The organism is Sphingomonas ginsenosidivorax, from assembly GCF_007995065.1.
Lineage (GTDB): Bacteria > Pseudomonadota > Alphaproteobacteria > Sphingomonadales > Sphingomonadaceae > Sphingomonas > Sphingomonas ginsenosidivorax.
Map to the genome: position 1 here is coordinate 1,523,977 of NZ_VOQR01000001.1, position 15,649 is coordinate 1,539,625.

Sequence of the window (15,649 nt, forward strand, 5' to 3'; positions counted from 1 at the left end):
ATCGACTATGCGCGACTCCGCGCCGAACGGCAATGGCGCATCGCCATACTAGGGGCGGACCCGCAACAACGCGATGCCGAAGCCGATGAAGATGACGCCCGTCGCCCGGTCGAACGCGCGGCGCAGGCCGGGGCGCTTAAGATAGCGCGCGAGGCTGTGGCCGCCGATGCCGTACACTCCGTACCAGAAGCATTCGATCGCCGCGAAGGTCGCGACGAGGATCGCGAACTGCGGCCCCTGCGGCGCGGCACGATTGACGAACTGCGGCAGGGAGGCCGCGGCGAAGAGAAGCAGCTTGGGATTGCTGACCGCGATGACGAACCCGCCGCGGAACAGCCGCGCCGCCGACAGCGACATCGGCAGGGCGTCCGACCCCAGATCGATCGGAGCACCGCCCGCCCCGCGCCACGCCTTGATCCCCAGGAACACCAGATACCCGACGCCCACATAGCGCAGCGCGTCGAACACCCGCGGCCAGGCGAGCAACAGCGCCGACAGCCCCGCCGCCGAGGCGATCAGCACGAGGACAAGCCCGACCAGGCACCCCGCCATCGCCGCCATGCTGCGGCGCGCGCCGAACGCGACGCTGCGCGTCATCACGTGCAGCATGTTCGGGCCCGGCGTCCCCGCGAGCAGGAACACCGCGACCGCGAACAGCCACCAGCTATGCAGCGTCATGCGCCCCCCTGCCCGCGCGGTCGGCGGGTCAATCCCCGGTCAGGATACGGTCGACCAGCTGCCCGACTGTGGGCACGAAGCCGTTCGAATAGAACGGGTCCTTCTTGAAGTTGTACGCGGCATGGCCTGCAAACATCAGGTTCTGGTCGATGTCGCCGCCATGCGCGATGTCCTGCAGCGTCTTCTGGATGCAGAAGCTGCGCGGATCGGCCAGCCGCCCGGTCGAGTTGGTCTCGGTATCCGCCCAGCTCGAGAACGAGCATTGCGACAGGCACCCCATGCAGTCGGCCTGGTCCTTGCGGATCATGCCCTTCTCGGTCGGGCTGACGAAGACGAGCGTGTTGTCGGGCGTCTTGAGCGCATCGGTATGCCCCTCGCCGAACCAGGCGCGTGCACGGAGCAGGTCGTTGCGCGTGACCCAGAAATTCTTGCCCTTTACCCCGACGTCGAGCTGGAAGACATGGTCGCCCGCCTCCTGCGTCGAGAACGCGATCTGCCGTTCCGAGCGTGCTTCCAGGCTGCGGAGGAACGGGTTGCGCACCGCGCTTGAATAGAAGCCGGTCGGCGAGAATTTGTGGAGCAGGACGTCGCCGGGCTCGATCTGCGTCAGCGCGTCCTTCCACTGCGCCGGGATCGGGCTCTCGCGCGTCAGCAGCGGCCGCGTGCCGAACTGGAAGGCGATGCTGCCGAGTTCGGGGTTGTCGATCCAGTCGTTCCAGTCGCGCAGGTACCAGACGCCGCCCGCCATGATGATCGGCACGTCGTCGGAAATGCCACCCTCGCGCATCACGTCGCGCAATTCCTTCACGCGGGGATACGGGTCCTGCGGCTTCAGCGGGTCCTCGGCGTTGGACAGGCCGTTGTGGCCGCCCGCCAGCCAGGGATCCTCGTACACTACCGCCGCCAGCCACTGCGCCGCCTTGGAATAGGCGCGCTTCCACAGCGCGCGGAACGCGCGGCCCGACGAGATGATCGGCAGGTAATGGACGTCGTACGACGCCGCGATCTCGCTGAGCTTGTACGGCATCCCCGCGCCGCAGGTGACGCCGGCCACCATGCCGCGGGTGCGACCCAGAACGCCGTGCAGGATCCGCTGCGCGCCGCCCATTTCCCACAGCACGTTGATGTTGATCGCGCCCTTGCCGCCGGAAATCTCGTAGGCGCGCGTGACCTGCTGGACCGCGCCCTCGATCGCGTATTCGACGAGTTCCTCGTGCCGGTCGCGGCGCGTCAGCGCGCTATAGACCTGGGGAATGATCTTGCCCTCGGGATCGTAGCTGTCGGCGTTGACCGCCGACACCGTGCCGATGCCGCCGGCCGCGGCCCAGGCGCCTGCCGAGGCATGGTTGGTCGCTGCAACACCCTTGCCGCCCTCCACCAAGGGCCAGACTTCCCGACCGTTATAGACGATAGGCTTCAGGCCCTTGAACACGACAACACCTCTCCCGGAAAATACGGCCTCCTAGAGCGCAAGGATGCCCCACGCGAGCAAATTACGCTCTAGGTTAGCGTTAGCGCGCCCGGCCGGCCCAGCGCACCCTCGTACAAGTCTCGGTAGCGGGCGATCATCACGCCCTCGTCGAACGCCGCGCGCGCCTTGGCCTGGTTCGCGGCACCGACCGAGGCGCGCAGCGCGGGGTCCGAAACCAGCGCCTGCAACGCGTCGCGCAACCGCACCTCGCTCGGCGCCTCGGTGATGAACGGAAGGTTCTCCGGCGCAACCATCTTCACGACGTCGCCGACCGGAAAGCTGGCGATCGGCAGCCCCGCCGCCATCGCCTCGATCACCGAGATCGGGAACTGCTCGCTGCGCGACGACAGCGCGAGGATGTCGAAATAGCCGATATAGCGATAGGGCCGGTCGAGGAATCCGGGCAGGACGAGCGTGTCGGCCATCCCCATCGCGGCGGCCGCCTGGATGATGTTCGCGCGCTCGGGCCCCTCGCCGACGATCACGAGCTTGATGCGCCCCGACACGCCACCGACAGCCCGGACCAGCGCGGTCAGATCCTTGACGTCGCGCAGGCCCGCCAGCGCGCCGATCACGACCTGCCTGGCGTTCGGCACGAAGCCGGGGATCGCCTTGGGCTCGGGCTTCTGCGCGTAATAGGCCGTGCCGATGCCGTTGACGATCCGGTGCACGCGCTCGCGCGGCTGCTTCCACGTCCTGATCGCGATGTCCTCGAGCACTTCGGACGGCACCACCAGCGCGTGCGCCGCGCCCAGTGCGAGCCGCCGATAGATATTGCGCTCGACCTTCAGCCCGCCGGCCTCGTCGGCGTTGAACCCGTCCTCGTGATGCACCAGTGGCGGCGCGCCCTTCGCGAACACGCGCCGCGCCATCACCCCGTCGATCGCACCCCAGTTGTAGGTCAGCACGAGGTCGAACTTGCGCATATACTGCGCGATCCCCTCGTACCGCGCGACCGACGGCCGGCCGGTCAGCGGCGGCGGCGTCTGCGCGATCTCGTAGGCGATCCCCTTGGCGATCGAGGCGCGCGCGTCGAGCGCATCGGGCACCCCCGACACGATCGTGTGCCGCGCGCGATCGCCGAACGCGTTCATCAACCGAACCGCGCGCGCCTCCTTACCGCCGAGGCTGAACGAGGAATGAAGGTGCAGGATTTTCACGGGCGCGGCCATGGATGCGCGATGCCAAGTTCCGCGCGCACGTTCAAGCCGCGAGCCTGCCCGGCCGGCCTTCGCCCGACGATCGCTGCGGGTCGCAGACCGGCGATTCCGCCGCGGAAGTTGAGGAAGTTGTCGCTACGTACCCCCTCGATGCCCCCCCCTGCGCGTCGCTGACGAGGCGGCGTGCGTACGCAAGGGATTGGCGTACGAAAGGGACGGGCGAGCGGCCATACCCCTTGGTGTCGAATCATGTCGGTGTAGGACAGCGAAAATCCCGGATCGGCGAGCGCGGTCGCCTCACCCCGCGAAGACGTCCTTGCCGATGTGCGTGATCCGGCATGCAAGATCCGCTTCGCCGCTCGCGACGACGTAGAAGTCACCGGCGTCCGCGATGCCCGTCGTGAAGACGACGTTGTCGATATACATGCTGTCCTTGAGCGGCTCGGTCAGCGCGGGCGCCGCCTCGAGCAGCGCGGCGTGTTCGGTGGCGATCGTCACGCTCGGGTCGTCCCTGTCGAGGATCGACCAATAGGTGCGATAGATGCCGACCACGCCCGACGGCTCGACGCCGTGCCATAGCGTCAGCCAGCCGCGGTCGGTCAGGATCGGCGGGGCGCCGCCGCCCATCCGGGCGGTCGAGACGGTCGCCGAATGCGGGCGGATGCCGGGCTTGTCGTGCGGCTTCCAGTGGAGCGCGTCGGGCGAGCGCGACAGGTTGATCGACGGCCCGCTGCGCCATTCACTCCCCGGCGGATAAGCGAAATACAGGTCGCCGAGCGGTCGCGTCTGCGCCCAATATTGCCCGCCGACCAGCCCCTCGAAGATCAGCATGTCCTTGTTCTGGTGATCGAGCACGATCCCCTGCAGGTCCCAGTCTAGCGCGTCGTCCGACGTGTACAGCGTCGTCGAATGCCGCTCCGGGCTGACCGAACAGGTGGTCATCAGATAGCGGTCGCCGACCTTCGAGATCCGCGCATCCTCGACGCCGTAGCATTGGTACGAGGTCCGCGGCGCAATCGCCTTGTCGTAATGGACCGCGACGACGCTGCGGCCGTCGGCGTCGAGTTCGACCGGCAGCAGCCACGACAGCGAGGTCAGCGCCATCACCTTCCAACCGCCGCCGGGGATCAGGAACTTGCGCGGATCCTTGGTGTCGACCATTTCGAGCGGCCAGCCGTCGAGACGATAGGCGCCGTCGTCCCAGCGGATCGCATGAACCTGCCCGTCGAAGGTCGGCGTCTTGAGCGCCTCGGCGACGCGCACCATCAGCAGCAGATTGCCGTTCGCTAGCCGCGTCATGCCGGGGTTGAACGCGCCAAGCACATAGGTCTCCGCGTCGATCTTGCCCGCGAGCGGCGAGCGCGAGAGGTCGATGTCGGCGGGGGTGAAGATCAGATGGTCGAGCATGGCTTATCCTTTGCCGTTCTCCCGCGAAGGCGGGAGCCCAGGAGTCACGAACGTCGGCGCCTGGCACCCTGGACTCCCGCCTTCGCGGGAGAACGGGGCGCGGGCGTTACTCCTCCAACCCCCGCGGTACGATCGTCAGCTGCTGCACCACGGTCCGCGTCGGCTGGGTCAGGAGATAGTGGACCCCGACCGCAATGTCCTCCGCGCGAAGCATCTCGTCCGCGGCGATCATCGCGCGCTGCTTCTCGTCGGGGAGACCGGGATACTGCATGTTCGAGCCCACCTTCCCCGGCTCGATCAGCGAGACCTTGATCCCCTTCGGCCCCAGCTCGCGGCGCAGTGCCTCGGAGAAGCCGGCGATCCCGGCCTTGATCCCGGCATAGACGGTCGAGCTCGGCCCGAGGACGTGCGCGCTCATCGACCCCATCAGCACCAGGTCGCTGACCGGCTTCATGCGCGACGACGCGGCATGCGCGCTGAGCAGATAGGCGGTGAAGTCGAGCGCGATCGCGTAACGCAGTTCGGGCTCGCTCATCTGCGTGAGCCCCCCCGCCCCGACCGCCGCGTTGATCACCGCGACGTCGATCCCGCCGAGATAGGCCTCGGCCGCGTCGAAGAAGGCCAGCACGTTGTCCGGGTTCGCCAGATCGATGACCAGGCCGTCGCCCTCGCCGACCTCGCGGATGCGCGCCAGCGCGTCGGCCAAATGCCCGGCGTCATGCCCGCAGATGAAGACCTTAACACCTTCGGATGCCAGCAGCACCGCGATCGCGCGGCCGATGCCGGTGGTGCCGCCGCTGATGATGGCGCGACGGCCCTTGAGAGGGCGCATCCTGGTGTGCGCGTCGGCGGTATTGGTCAAATGAAGCTCCCGGTTGCGTATCGACAGGACGTGTCAGGACTCCACCGGTTCCGCCACCCGCGCGAGCAGGCGGTCGATCGGCTCCTGCACCACGGCCTCGCTCAGCGTCGGCGCATGCCCGACCCCCGGCACCGTCACAAGCTCGGCCTTGTCGAGCGCCGCGACCATCCGGTCCGCGACCGCCGCCGACAGCAGGTCCGAGCGACCGCCGCGCACGATCAGCGTCGGCACGTCGCGCAGCGCGGCCAGCGCCGGCCACATCGCCGGCCCCGCCTCGCCCCCGACCACGCGGAACGGCTCGGCGATCTTGAGGTCGTAGTCGAGCACGATGCGCCCCGAACTGTTGAGGCGGTACAGCCGCTTCGCCATCGCCAGCCAGTCCTCGATCTGCCAGTCGGGATAGACGTCGCCCTGCGTTTCCGACACGCAGCGCGCGGCGTGCATCCAGGTCGGGAACACGCCCGCGCGACCGACATAGCTGCGGATCCGCGCGAGACCCGTCGCGTCGATCTCGGGCCCGATGTCGTTGAGCAGCGCGCCTGCGATCCGCCCCGGCTCGAACCCCGCGAGCAGCATCGTGACGATCCCGCCCAGCGACGTGCCGAACGCGACGAACCGCGCGATCCCGAGTTCGGCCAGCAACGCCTCGACGTCCTGGACATAGGTCAGCGGGACATAGGACATCGGGTCCTTGGCGTACGCACTCTCGCCGCGCCCGCGAAAGTCGATCGCGATCACGCGCCAGCGCCCGGCGAGCCGCGCCGCCAGCGCATCGAAATCGCGCGCGTTGCGCGTCAGGCCGGGCATGCAGAGGATCGGCGGGCGGGTTTCGTCGCCGGCATAGTCTCGCGCGTGGAGGCGCAATCCGTCCTTGGACCACCAATATCGGTTTTCGTAAGCGGCCATGGTTGCGTCCTTCGGGTGGCGGTCTCCATATCACCGCATGCCCATCCGCCCGCAAGCCTATCGCCCCGATTGCCCGATCCTCGATCTGGGCGATGCCTTCTACGATCGCGTCGAGGCCGCGACCTTCCCCGAAACGGTCCTGCGCTTCCGCAACGACCGCGCCGCGATGGAGGTCGGGCTGGACTCGCTGACCGACGCGGAGTGGGTCCAGCATTTCGGCCGGTTCACGGCCCTGCCGGGCGCGCTGCCGCAGCCGCTCGCGCTGCGCTATCACGGCCACCAGTTCCGCCAGTACAATCCCGAGATCGGCGATGGCCGCGGCTTCACCTTCGCGCAGATCTGGAACGACGGCGGCAGACTCATGGACCTCGGCACCAAGGGGTCGGGCCAGACGCCGTGGAGCCGGTTCGGCGACGGCCGCCTGACGCTCAAGGGCGGCGTCCGCGAGATCCTCGCGACCGAGATGCTCGCGGCGCTCAACGTGCCGACGTCGCGCACGCTGTCGATCATCGAGACGGGCGAAGCGCTGGAGCGCGGCGACGAACCCAGCCCCACGCGCGGCGCGGTCATGGTCCGCATGAGCCACAGCCATGTCCGCATCGGCACCTTCCAGCGCCTGGCCTACGAACGCGACGAGGCCGGCTTGCGCAAGCTCGTCAGTTACGTGCTGCGGGTTCTCTACGACGAACCGGGCGACGATCCGGTCCGGCTGCTCGACCTGGTCGTCGGGCGCACCGCCACGCTCGCCGCGCGCTACATGGCGGCAGGGTTCGTCCACGGCGTGCTCAATTCGGACAACATCAACGTCACCGGCGAGAGTTTCGACTATGGCCCGTGGCGGTTCGCCCCGACCTGGGACCGGGGCTTCACCGCGGCCTATTTCGACCACCAGGGGCTGTACGCGTTCGGCCGCCAGCCCGAGGCGATCCACTGGGACGTCATGCAGCTCGCGATCAGCCTGCGCGCGATCGCCGAGAGCGAGCCGCTGGTCGAGGCGCTCGACCGGTTCGGCGACCGCTACATGGCCGCGGTGACGGATGCGATCCTGTGGCGCCTCGGCGTGACGCCGCGCGGTGCCGACGACGACCGCGCGCTGGTGCAGAACGTCGAGCGCGCGCTGCGCGCGACGGGCGCAGGGATCGACCGCTTCTATCTCGACGTGTTCGGGGGGGCGCTGCCCGACGGCTACGGCGAACCCTGGGCCGAGGTCCGGACCGCACTCGCACCCTATACGCCGCGGAAGGACCGGTCGCACGCCTATTGGTCGGGCGAGCCGTGCAGCATGCTGATCGACGAGGTGGAGACGATCTGGTCCGCGATCGCCGAGCGCGACGACTGGACGGTGCTGGAGGCGAAGGTGGCCACCATCCGAGCAATGGGCGAAGCGCTAGCCTGACGACAGCGAAACACGTCCGTCACCCGCCCCCATCGTCACCCTAGCGAAGGCTGGGGTCTCCCGCGGCTCCTGCCCCGCCCTAGCCACGGGAGATCCCAGCCTGCGCTGGGATGACGGGTGGGCAGAGGTCGAGAAAGCGAACCGCACCGCGCTACAGGACGGGCGAGTGGATTCCCCGTCTCAAATCAGGCAATAGCCGCGCATGGCCGACGAGCTCCTGTCCTACGAACCCGCCACCGGTGTCCTTCTCTGGCGCAATCCCCTCAGCGATGTCGACGCCGAAGTCGCCGCCGCGCGCGGCGGCTGGGCGACATGGGCGTCGAAACCGCTTGCCTTCCGGATCGAGACGCTGCGGCGGTTCGCCAACGTCGTCCGCCAGCGCGCCGAGCCGTTCGCCGACCTGATCGCGCGCGAGACCGGCAAGCCGCTGTGGGAAGCGCGCACCGAAGTCGACACCGTCGTCGCCAAGGTCGACATCTCGGTCACCGCCTATGCCGAGCGCACCGCGCAGCGTCGGATGGACGCGCAGCTCGGCAGCCGGGTCGCGCTGCGCCACAAGCCACACGGCGTGCTGGCGGTGCTCGGACCCTACAATTTCCCCGCGCATCTGCCCAACGGGCACATCGTCCCCGCGCTGATCGCAGGCAACGCGGTGGTGTTCAAGCCGTCCGAGAAGACGCCCGCGAGCGGCGCGTTCCTGGTCGACTGCTACCGCGCCGCGGGTGTGCCCGAAGAGTGTATCCGCCTCGTCATCGGCGGCCCCGCGGAGGGCAAGGCGCTCGCCGCGCACCCCGGCATCGACGGGCTGTTGTTCACCGGCTCCGCGCGCACCGGCCTCGCGCTCAACCGCGCCTTTGCCGACAAGCCCGACAAGATCCTCGCGCTCGAAATGGGCGGCAACAACCCGATCATCGTGTGGGACACGCCCGATCTGCATACCGCCGCGGTGCTGGTGATCCAGAGCGCGTTCACCACCGCAGGCCAGCGCTGCACCGCCGCGCGCCGGCTGATCGTCGACACCAAGCTCTACGACGCGCTGATCGACACGATCAACCGGATGGTCGGGCGGATCATCGTCGGTGCGCCGCACGACGATCCCGCGCCCTTCATGGGATCGGTGATCGACAACGAGGCCGCCGACCAGCTGACCGAGAGCTACCTCGCGCTGATGATGCGCGGCGCCCGCCCGATCCGCCACCTCGAACGCCCCGTCGCGGACCGCCCGTTCCTGATCCCTGCGCTGATCGACGTGACCGACATGCCCGAACGGCCCGACCTCGAGCTGTTCGGACCGATCCTGCAGGTCATCCGCGCCGACGATTTCGACGCCGCGATTCACGAGGCGAACAACACGCGCTATGGCCTGTCCGCGTCGCTGATCAGCCAGACGCCTGCGCTCTACGACCGGTTCTGGGCGAATGCCCGCGCGGGCATCGTCAACTGGAACAAGCCGACCAACGGCGCCTCGTCGGGTGCGCCGTTCGGCGGCATCGGCTGGTCGGGCAACCACCGCCCGAGCGCCTATTATGCGGCGGACTACTGCGCCTATCCGGTGGTCAGCAGCGAAGCCGAAAGCGCGCGCGCGAGCATCGGGATTGGGCTCAGGGACGCTTGACCAATCCTCCCCCGCCAGGGGGAGGTGTTACCGCAGGTGACGGAGGGGGCGGACACGGAACGGAGGTAGCCGCCGACCGCCCCCTCCGTCTGCCTTCGGCAGCCACCTCCCCCTGGCGGGGGAGGATCACTAGGAAGCCTGCACAAAAGCTCTCCTACCGCCCTCCCAAGCATCATTCCGTTGCGCCGCAGCGCAGGCCAGCCCATCTCCCATCCATGTCCAGTCTCCTAGACCCGAGCGCCCGCGGGCGTGTGATCCTCGTCGGCGCGGGGCCCGGCGATCCCGGCCTGCTCACCGTCCGTGCGGTGGAAGCGCTCAAGACCGCCGACGTCGTCGTCCATGACGGGCTGATCGATCCGCGCGTGCTCGATCTGGCGCCGCCGCAGGCGCAGCGCATCTCGGTCGCCAAGCAGCGCGCGCGCCACACGCTGCCGCAGGAAGCGATCAACGCGCTGATCGTCGCGCATGTCCGCACCGGCGCGATCGTCATCCGCTTGAAGGGCGGCGACCCGTTCGTGTTCGGCCGCGGCGGCGAAGAGGTCGAGGCGGTCCGCGCCGCGGGGCTTCCGGTCGAAGTCATCCCCGGCGTCTCGGCGGCGCTCGGTTGCGCGGCGGAGGCGATGCTGCCGCTCACGCACCGCGATCATTCGAGCGCGGTCAGCTTCGTCGCGGGTCAGTGCAAGGGGCTCGCAGATCAGGATTGGGCCGGGCTCGCCGGCCAGGGCCGTACGCTCGTCATCTACATGGGCGTCGCGACCGCGACCGATATCGCCGACAAGCTGATGGCGGACGGCGTCGCCCCCGACATGCCCGTCGCGGTGCTGGAGCGCGGTACGCTCTCCGGCGCGCGTGCGATGAAGACGTTGCTGGCCGATCTCGGCCCGATGGTCGCGCGCGAGGCGGTCAAGAGCCCGGCGATCATCGTCGTCGGCGAGGTCGTCGAACTGTCCGACGCACAGGACAAGCTCGCCCGCTGGGCGCGCGTGGCGGAGGCAGCAGCGGCATGAGACTTCTGACGGGTAACGATCTTCCCACCGGCGACGTCGTGTGGTGGGCGGGCAACGGCTGGTCGCGCCATCTCGAAGAGGCGGTCGACGTCGGCACTGCGGGCGAATCGATCCTCACCGCCGAGGAAGGCGCCCGCCGCGTCAACGTCCCCTATCTGATCGAGGCGACGCAGACCGAAGACGGCCCCCGCCCCGCCCACATCAAGGACCGCATCCGCGCGCTTGGACCTACCATGCGGCCGGACCTGACCCTGAAACCCGCGGATCCGGATGCGGGGAGCTGGGTGATATGATTCACGCTACGCCGCTAAGACGCGAAGAGAAGAAGGTTTTGCGCGCAGAGGCGCAGAGGACGCAGAGAGCGTCTGCCGCGCAGCGGCCCTCATTCTCACGCGCCGTAGGGGAAGCGATGATTGCTGCCGCGGACACTAGTCACAAGGGCAACTCTCCGCGTCCTCTGCGCCTCTGCGTGAACAATCCTTCTGTCGGACATACCCATGTATAAATACGACGAATACGACCAGGCGATGGTCGACCAGCGCGTCGACGAGTTTCGCGACCAGGTCCGCCGCCGCCTTTCGGGCGAGCTCACCGAGGACCAGTTCAAGCCGTTGCGGCTGATGAACGGCCTGTATCTGCAGCTCCACGCGTACATGCTCCGCGTCGCGATCCCCTATGGCACGCTCGACAGCCGGCAGATGCGCATGCTCGGCCACATCGCGCGCAAGTACGATCGTGGCTACGGGCATTTCACGACACGCCAGAACCTCCAGTTCAACTGGATCAAGCTCGCCGAGACGCCCGACATCCTCGCCGAACTGGCGACGGTCGAGATGCATGCCATCCAGACGAGCGGCAACTGCATCCGCAACATCAGCAGCGACCAGTTCGCCGGCGCCGCCGCGGACGAGGTCGCCGACCCGCGCGCCTGGGCCGAGCTGATCCGCCAGTGGAGCACGTTCCACCCCGAATTCACTTACCTTCCCCGGAAGTTCAAGTTCGCGGTGATCGCGTCGGACGAGGACCGCGCGGCGATGCGCCTCCACGACATCGGCATCCAGCTGGTCAAGCGTGACGGTGAGTTGGGCGCGAAGATCTTCGTCGGCGGCGGCATGGGCCGCACGCCGATGATCTCCCACGAGATCAAGGACTTCGTCGGATCGGACGACCTGATGAGCTATCTCGAGGCGTGCCTGCGCGTCTACAACCGCTACGGTCGCCGCGACAACATCTACAAGGCGCGGATCAAGATCCTGCTCCACGAGATCGGTCCCGACGAATATCGCCGTCAGGTCGAGGAGGAGTTCGCCGCGGTAAAGGGTCTGGGCCTCGACCCGCCGCGCGCGGAACTCGACCGCATCACTGCGTTCTTCGGCGCTCCCGACTTCGACACGACGCCGGCCGCCGCGATCGATCGCAGCGATCCCGATTTCGCGGTCTGGCTCGACCAGAACGTCAAGGCGCACAAGCAGGATGGCTATGCGATCGTCACGATTAGCCTGAAGCCCGTCGGCGGGATCCCCGGCGACGCCTCCGCCGACCAGATCGACCTGATGGCCGAGCTGGCGGAGCGCTACAGCTTCGACGAACTCCGCGTCAGCCATGCGCAGAACATCGTCCTGCCGCACGTCCGCCAGGCCGATCTGCACGCCGTGTGGTCCGCACTGAACGAGGCCGGGCTCGCCGAGGCGAATCTCGACCTGATCAGCGACATCATCGCCTGCCCCGGCCTCGATTATTGCAGCCTAGCGAACGCACGCTCGATCCCGCTCGCGCAGAAGATCGCAACACGCTTCTCCAGCCTCGAACGTCAGCGCGACCTCGGCGAGCTGAAGCTCAAGATCAGCGGGTGCATCAACGCGTGCGGCCACCATCACGCCGGCCACATCGGCATCCTCGGCGTCGACAAGAAGGGCACCGAAAACTACCAGCTCTCGCTCGGTGGATCGGGCGCGGAGGACGTCAGCCTCGCCAAGATCACCGGCCCCGGCTTCTCCGAGGACGGCGTGGTCGACGCGATCGAACGCGTGACCGATCGCTATCTGCAAGTCCGCGAGGGCGGCGAGCGCTTCCTCGACACCTATCGCCGCGTCGGCTTCGAGACGTTCAAGGAAGCGATCTATGGGTAATCGCCCGATCGTGGAGCAAGCTTCTGCCGCCGCCCCTGCCCCCCATTCCGTCACCCCAGCGGAGGCTGGGGTCTTTCCGTGGCGCGCATCCGGCCCGAACCGGGAGATGCCAGCCTTCGCTGGCATGACGGTCGAGGGGTGGGTGAGGAGCCGGGACCGCATGATGGAGGCCACGGCATGAGCGACTTCACCGTCCTCCGCTTCCGCGACGACGAGCCGCACGACGAGCCCGCGGTCACGCTCGACGCCTTCATCGGCCAGTCCAACGCGACCGCGGTCCGCCTCGAATCGAGCGACGACGCGCGCGCGCTGCTGCCGCAGATCGACCAGCTCGCGCTGATCGAGGTGAGCTTCCCCGGCTACCGCGACGGCCGCGGCTATTCGACCGCGCGGATCCTGCGCGAGGCGGGCTATACCGGCGAGCTCCGCGCAGCAGGCGACGTGCTCGTCGATCAGATCCCGCTGATGCGCCGCTGCGGCTTCGACAGCTTCGCGCCCGAATCGCCGATCGACATCGACGTATTGCGCGCGAGCCTGGCGCGCTACGACACGCCCTACCAGAAGGCGGCCGACGACCGCGTGCCGGTGTGGAAGCTCCGACATGGGTAACGCCTTGCGCAAGCTCGACATGATCGACGTCTCCCCCGCCTTCACGAGCGCCGACGCCGCCGCGATGGAGGCGCGCTTCGCGGGCGTTTCCGCGCAGGAGATGCTGCGCACGTTGCTGACCGGCGAGCTCGCCGGGCGCACCGCCGCGGTCTCGTCGTTCGGCGCGGAGTCCGCGGTGCTGCTGCACATGGTGTCGGAGATCGACCGCGATGTGCCCGTCGTGTTCACCAACACGCAGAAGATGTTCGGCGAGACGCTCGCGTACCGCGACGCGCTCGCCGAGCGGCTGGGCTTCACCGACCTGCGCGTCTTCCGCCCCGATCCGCGGCTGCTCGCGATCAAGGATACCGCCGGCCTGCGCTGGTCCTACGACCCGGACGGCTGCTGCGATTTGCGGAAGGTCGAGCCGCTGCGCCGTGCGCTGGCACCGTTCGACGCGTGGATCTCGGGCCGCAAGGGCTTTCAGTCGGGTACCCGTCAGGCGTTGCCACGGTTCGAGGAGGACGAGGGCCGGTTGAAGATCAACCCGCTCGCCGACTGGGACAAGGCGCGGCTCGATGCCTATTTCGCGGACCACGATCTGCCGCGCCATCCGCTGGAGGCGCAGGGCTATCTCTCGATCGGCTGCGCGCCGTGCACCACGAAGGTCGCGCCGGGTGAAGATCCGCGTGCAGGGCGGTGGCGGAGTTTCGACAAGGTCGAATGCGGTATCCACGCACCGACGAACTACGACCCGATCATCTGATCCCCCGTCATGCTGAACTCGTTTCAGCATCCACCGCACCACAGGCGCTAAAGTCCGCGGCACGGTAGACCCTGAAACAAGTTCAGGGTGACGGGTGGCGGCTCAATATTCCGCGAGATCCGAGAATTTCGTGATCGTCGGATCGAACTTCATCCGCACCTTGCCGGTCGCGCCGTGGCGCTGCTTGGCGATGATGAGTTCGGCGAGACCGTAGACCCGCTCCATCTCCGCTGCCCAGGCGTTGTGATCCTCGAAGATCTTCGCGCTGTCACCCTCGGCCGGCCGCTTGGGCTCCTTCGACGCGACGTAATAGTCCTCTCGGTACACGAACCAGACCATGTCGGCGTCCTGCTCGATCGACCCCGACTCGCGCAGATCCGACAGCATCGGCGTCTTGTCCTCGCGGCTTTCGACCGCGCGGCTGAGCTGCGACAGTGCGAGTACGGGGACGTTGAGGTCCTTCGCCATCGTCTTCAGCCCGCGCGAAATCTCCGAGATTTCCTGCACGCGGTTGCCGTCCTTGCTCTTGCCCGACCCCGTCAGCAGCTGGAGATAGTCGACCACGACCAGCCCGATCTCGTTGTTGTGCCGCCGCTGCAGCCGGCGCACGCGAGTGTGCAGCGCGCCGATGCTGAGACCGCCGGTGTCGTCGATGAACAGCGGCAGGTTCTCGAGCTCGGCCGCCGCGGCCGCGAGCTGCGCGAACTCGGTGCGGCTGATCTTGCCCATGCGGAGCGATTCGGACGAGATCTGCGACTGCTCGGCAAGGATACGCGTTGCCAGCTGGTCGGCTGACATCTCTAGGCTGAAGAACGCGACCTTTGCCCCCACCGAATCGGACGGCGCGATCCCGTCGGCCATGTCACGCATCCAGCGACGTGCGGCGTTGAACGCGATGTTGGTGGCGAGCGAGGTCTTGCCCATGCCCGGACGGCCGGCGAGGATCATCAGATCGCTGTGATGCATGCCGCCGATCTTGGCGTTGATCGAATCGATACCCGTGGTGACACCCGACAGGTTGCCGCCCGAATTCAGCGCGCGCTCGGCCATCTTGACCGCTGCGGTGGTCGCCTGCGCGAAGGTCTTCACCGCATTCTCGGTGCCGCCATCGGCCGAGACCTTGAACAGCTCCTCTTCGGCCAGCTCGATCTGCGCGCGCGGATTGACCTCCTCGGAGGTATCCATCGCGCGCTCGACCAAGGTCCGCCCGACCGACACCAGCGAGCGCAGCATTGCGAGGTCGTAAATCTGCGCCGCGAACTGCCGCGCACCGATCAGCCCGGCGCCGCTGCCGGTCAGGCTCGCGAGATAGGCGGGCCCGCCCAGCTCGCGCATCCCCTCGTCCGCGTCGAACATCGGGCGCAGCGTCACCGGGGTCACCAGCATGTCGTTGCCGCGCAGCGTCTTGATCGCGGCGAAGATGCGGCCGTGGACGGGTTCGAAGAAATGCGCAGGCTCCAGCCGGTCGACCAGGTCGTCGGCGAGCCGGTTGTCGATCATCATCGCGCCGAGCATCGCGGCTTCGGCCTCGACGTTGCGCGGAAGCTGAGGGGTCTCGGGGACGGGGACGGGGAATGCGAGCGTTGCCATCCGCTTCGTGTACGCATCGCGACCCCGTGTTCCAAGCAAGCTGCGGCGGAATGATGGGGATAAGTCGGGCAAGT

At 67.9% G+C, this 15,649-nt stretch carries 14 protein-coding genes; 7 read left to right on the plus strand and 7 right to left on the minus strand.

Annotation, left to right across the window (positions count from 1 at the left end):
- Nucleotides 1–48: 48 nt before the first annotated feature.
- The 6 genes from FSB78_RS06815 to FSB78_RS06840 all read right to left on the minus strand — a co-directional run bounded on the left by FSB78_RS06815 (nucleotide 49) and on the right by FSB78_RS06840 (nucleotide 6,484).
- Nucleotides 49–678, minus strand: a complete 630-nt coding sequence (locus FSB78_RS06815; protein WP_147081186.1) for a LysE family translocator — start codon at nucleotides 676–678, stop codon at nucleotides 49–51.
- Nucleotides 679–706: 28 nt separating this feature from the next.
- Entirely contained in the window at nucleotides 707–2,110 is a 1,404-nt protein-coding gene (locus FSB78_RS06820; RefSeq protein ID WP_147081188.1) for an NAD(P)H-dependent flavin oxidoreductase, read from the minus strand.
- Nucleotides 2,111–2,178: 68 nt separating this feature from the next.
- Nucleotides 2,179–3,321, minus strand: coding sequence for a glycosyltransferase (locus tag FSB78_RS06825; RefSeq protein ID WP_147081191.1), 1,143 nt, complete (start codon nucleotides 3,319–3,321; stop codon nucleotides 2,179–2,181).
- Nucleotides 3,322–3,606: 285 nt separating this feature from the next.
- The gene (locus FSB78_RS06830) at nucleotides 3,607–4,716 is read right to left on the minus strand and encodes a glycoside hydrolase family 130 protein (RefSeq protein ID WP_147081193.1); all 1,110 of its coding nucleotides are present in this window, start codon (nucleotides 4,714–4,716) and stop codon (nucleotides 3,607–3,609) included.
- Between the two features lie 106 nt (nucleotides 4,717–4,822).
- A complete protein-coding gene (locus FSB78_RS06835) occupies nucleotides 4,823–5,578 on the minus strand; it encodes an SDR family oxidoreductase (protein ID WP_147081195.1) in 756 nt (251 codons plus the stop codon).
- A 33-nt stretch (nucleotides 5,579–5,611) separates the two neighbouring features.
- The gene (locus FSB78_RS06840; RefSeq protein WP_147081197.1) at nucleotides 5,612–6,484 is read right to left on the minus strand and encodes an alpha/beta fold hydrolase; all 873 of its coding nucleotides are present in this window, start codon (nucleotides 6,482–6,484) and stop codon (nucleotides 5,612–5,614) included.
- 37 nt (nucleotides 6,485–6,521) lie between these two features.
- Here FSB78_RS06840 and FSB78_RS06845 point away from each other — a divergent pair, with 37 nt between their 5' ends.
- From FSB78_RS06845 to FSB78_RS06875, 7 genes are all read left to right on the plus strand, one after another.
- Nucleotides 6,522–7,880 carry a protein adenylyltransferase SelO family protein gene (locus tag FSB78_RS06845; protein ID WP_147081199.1) on the plus strand — a complete coding sequence of 453 codons (1,359 nt, stop codon included), beginning with the start codon at nucleotides 6,522–6,524 and terminating at the stop codon, nucleotides 7,878–7,880.
- 202 nt (nucleotides 7,881–8,082) lie between these two features.
- Nucleotides 8,083–9,495, plus strand: a complete 1,413-nt coding sequence (gene astD, locus FSB78_RS06850; protein ID WP_147081202.1) for a succinylglutamate-semialdehyde dehydrogenase — start codon at nucleotides 8,083–8,085, stop codon at nucleotides 9,493–9,495.
- A gap of 215 nt (nucleotides 9,496–9,710) precedes the next feature.
- Nucleotides 9,711–10,502, plus strand: a complete 792-nt coding sequence (gene cobA / locus FSB78_RS06855) for a uroporphyrinogen-III C-methyltransferase (protein ID WP_147081216.1) — start codon at nucleotides 9,711–9,713, stop codon at nucleotides 10,500–10,502.
- Entirely contained in the window at nucleotides 10,499–10,795 is a 297-nt protein-coding gene (locus FSB78_RS06860; RefSeq protein ID WP_147081218.1) for a DUF2849 domain-containing protein, read from the plus strand. The genes cobA and FSB78_RS06860 overlap by 4 nt, the downstream gene beginning before the upstream one ends.
- 204 nt (nucleotides 10,796–10,999) lie before the next feature.
- On the plus strand, nucleotides 11,000–12,631 hold the full coding sequence (locus tag FSB78_RS06865) for a nitrite/sulfite reductase (RefSeq protein ID WP_147081220.1): 1,632 nt from the start codon (nucleotides 11,000–11,002) through the stop codon (nucleotides 12,629–12,631).
- Nucleotides 12,632–12,808: 177 nt separating this feature from the next.
- Nucleotides 12,809–13,240 carry a DUF934 domain-containing protein gene (locus FSB78_RS06870; RefSeq protein ID WP_147081222.1) on the plus strand — a complete coding sequence of 144 codons (432 nt, stop codon included), beginning with the start codon at nucleotides 12,809–12,811 and terminating at the stop codon, nucleotides 13,238–13,240.
- Nucleotides 13,233–13,985 (plus strand): phosphoadenylyl-sulfate reductase, encoded by a 753-nt coding sequence (locus FSB78_RS06875; protein ID WP_147081224.1) that lies wholly within the window; start codon nucleotides 13,233–13,235, stop codon nucleotides 13,983–13,985. Before FSB78_RS06870 ends, FSB78_RS06875 begins: the two co-directional genes overlap by 8 nt.
- A 102-nt stretch (nucleotides 13,986–14,087) precedes the next feature.
- Here FSB78_RS06875 and FSB78_RS06880 read toward each other — a convergent pair whose 3' ends face one another.
- Nucleotides 14,088–15,575 carry a replicative DNA helicase gene (locus tag FSB78_RS06880; protein WP_147081226.1) on the minus strand — a complete coding sequence of 496 codons (1,488 nt, stop codon included), beginning with the start codon at nucleotides 15,573–15,575 and terminating at the stop codon, nucleotides 14,088–14,090.
- Nucleotides 15,576–15,649 lie beyond the last annotated feature (74 nt).

What these genes read in the sequence shown, in the direction of transcription:
- astD (WP_147081202.1), top strand. Translation starts at nt 8,083, where the DNA reads ATGGCCGACGAGCTCCTGTCCTACGAACCCGCCACCGGTGTCCTTCTC.
- FSB78_RS06875 (WP_147081224.1), top strand. Translation starts at nt 13,233, where the DNA reads ATGGGTAACGCCTTGCGCAAGCTCGACATGATCGACGTCTCCCCCGCC.
- FSB78_RS06830 (WP_147081193.1), bottom strand. Translation starts at nt 4,716, where the DNA reads ATGCTCGACCATCTGATCTTCACCCCCGCCGACATCGACCTCTCGCGC.
- FSB78_RS06840 (WP_147081197.1), bottom strand. Translation starts at nt 6,484, where the DNA reads ATGGCCGCTTACGAAAACCGATATTGGTGGTCCAAGGACGGATTGCGC.
- FSB78_RS06880 (WP_147081226.1), bottom strand. Translation starts at nt 15,575, where the DNA reads ATGGCAACGCTCGCATTCCCCGTCCCCGTCCCCGAGACCCCTCAGCTT.
- FSB78_RS06870 (WP_147081222.1), top strand. Translation starts at nt 12,809, where the DNA reads ATGAGCGACTTCACCGTCCTCCGCTTCCGCGACGACGAGCCGCACGAC.
- FSB78_RS06865 (WP_147081220.1), top strand. Translation starts at nt 11,000, where the DNA reads ATGTATAAATACGACGAATACGACCAGGCGATGGTCGACCAGCGCGTC.
- FSB78_RS06815 (WP_147081186.1), bottom strand. Translation starts at nt 678, where the DNA reads ATGACGCTGCATAGCTGGTGGCTGTTCGCGGTCGCGGTGTTCCTGCTC.
- FSB78_RS06860 (WP_147081218.1), top strand. Translation starts at nt 10,499, where the DNA reads ATGAGACTTCTGACGGGTAACGATCTTCCCACCGGCGACGTCGTGTGG.
- FSB78_RS06825 (WP_147081191.1), bottom strand. Translation starts at nt 3,321, where the DNA reads ATGGCCGCGCCCGTGAAAATCCTGCACCTTCATTCCTCGTTCAGCCTC.
- FSB78_RS06845 (WP_147081199.1), top strand. Translation starts at nt 6,522, where the DNA reads ATGCCCATCCGCCCGCAAGCCTATCGCCCCGATTGCCCGATCCTCGAT.
- cobA (WP_147081216.1), top strand. Translation starts at nt 9,711, where the DNA reads ATGTCCAGTCTCCTAGACCCGAGCGCCCGCGGGCGTGTGATCCTCGTC.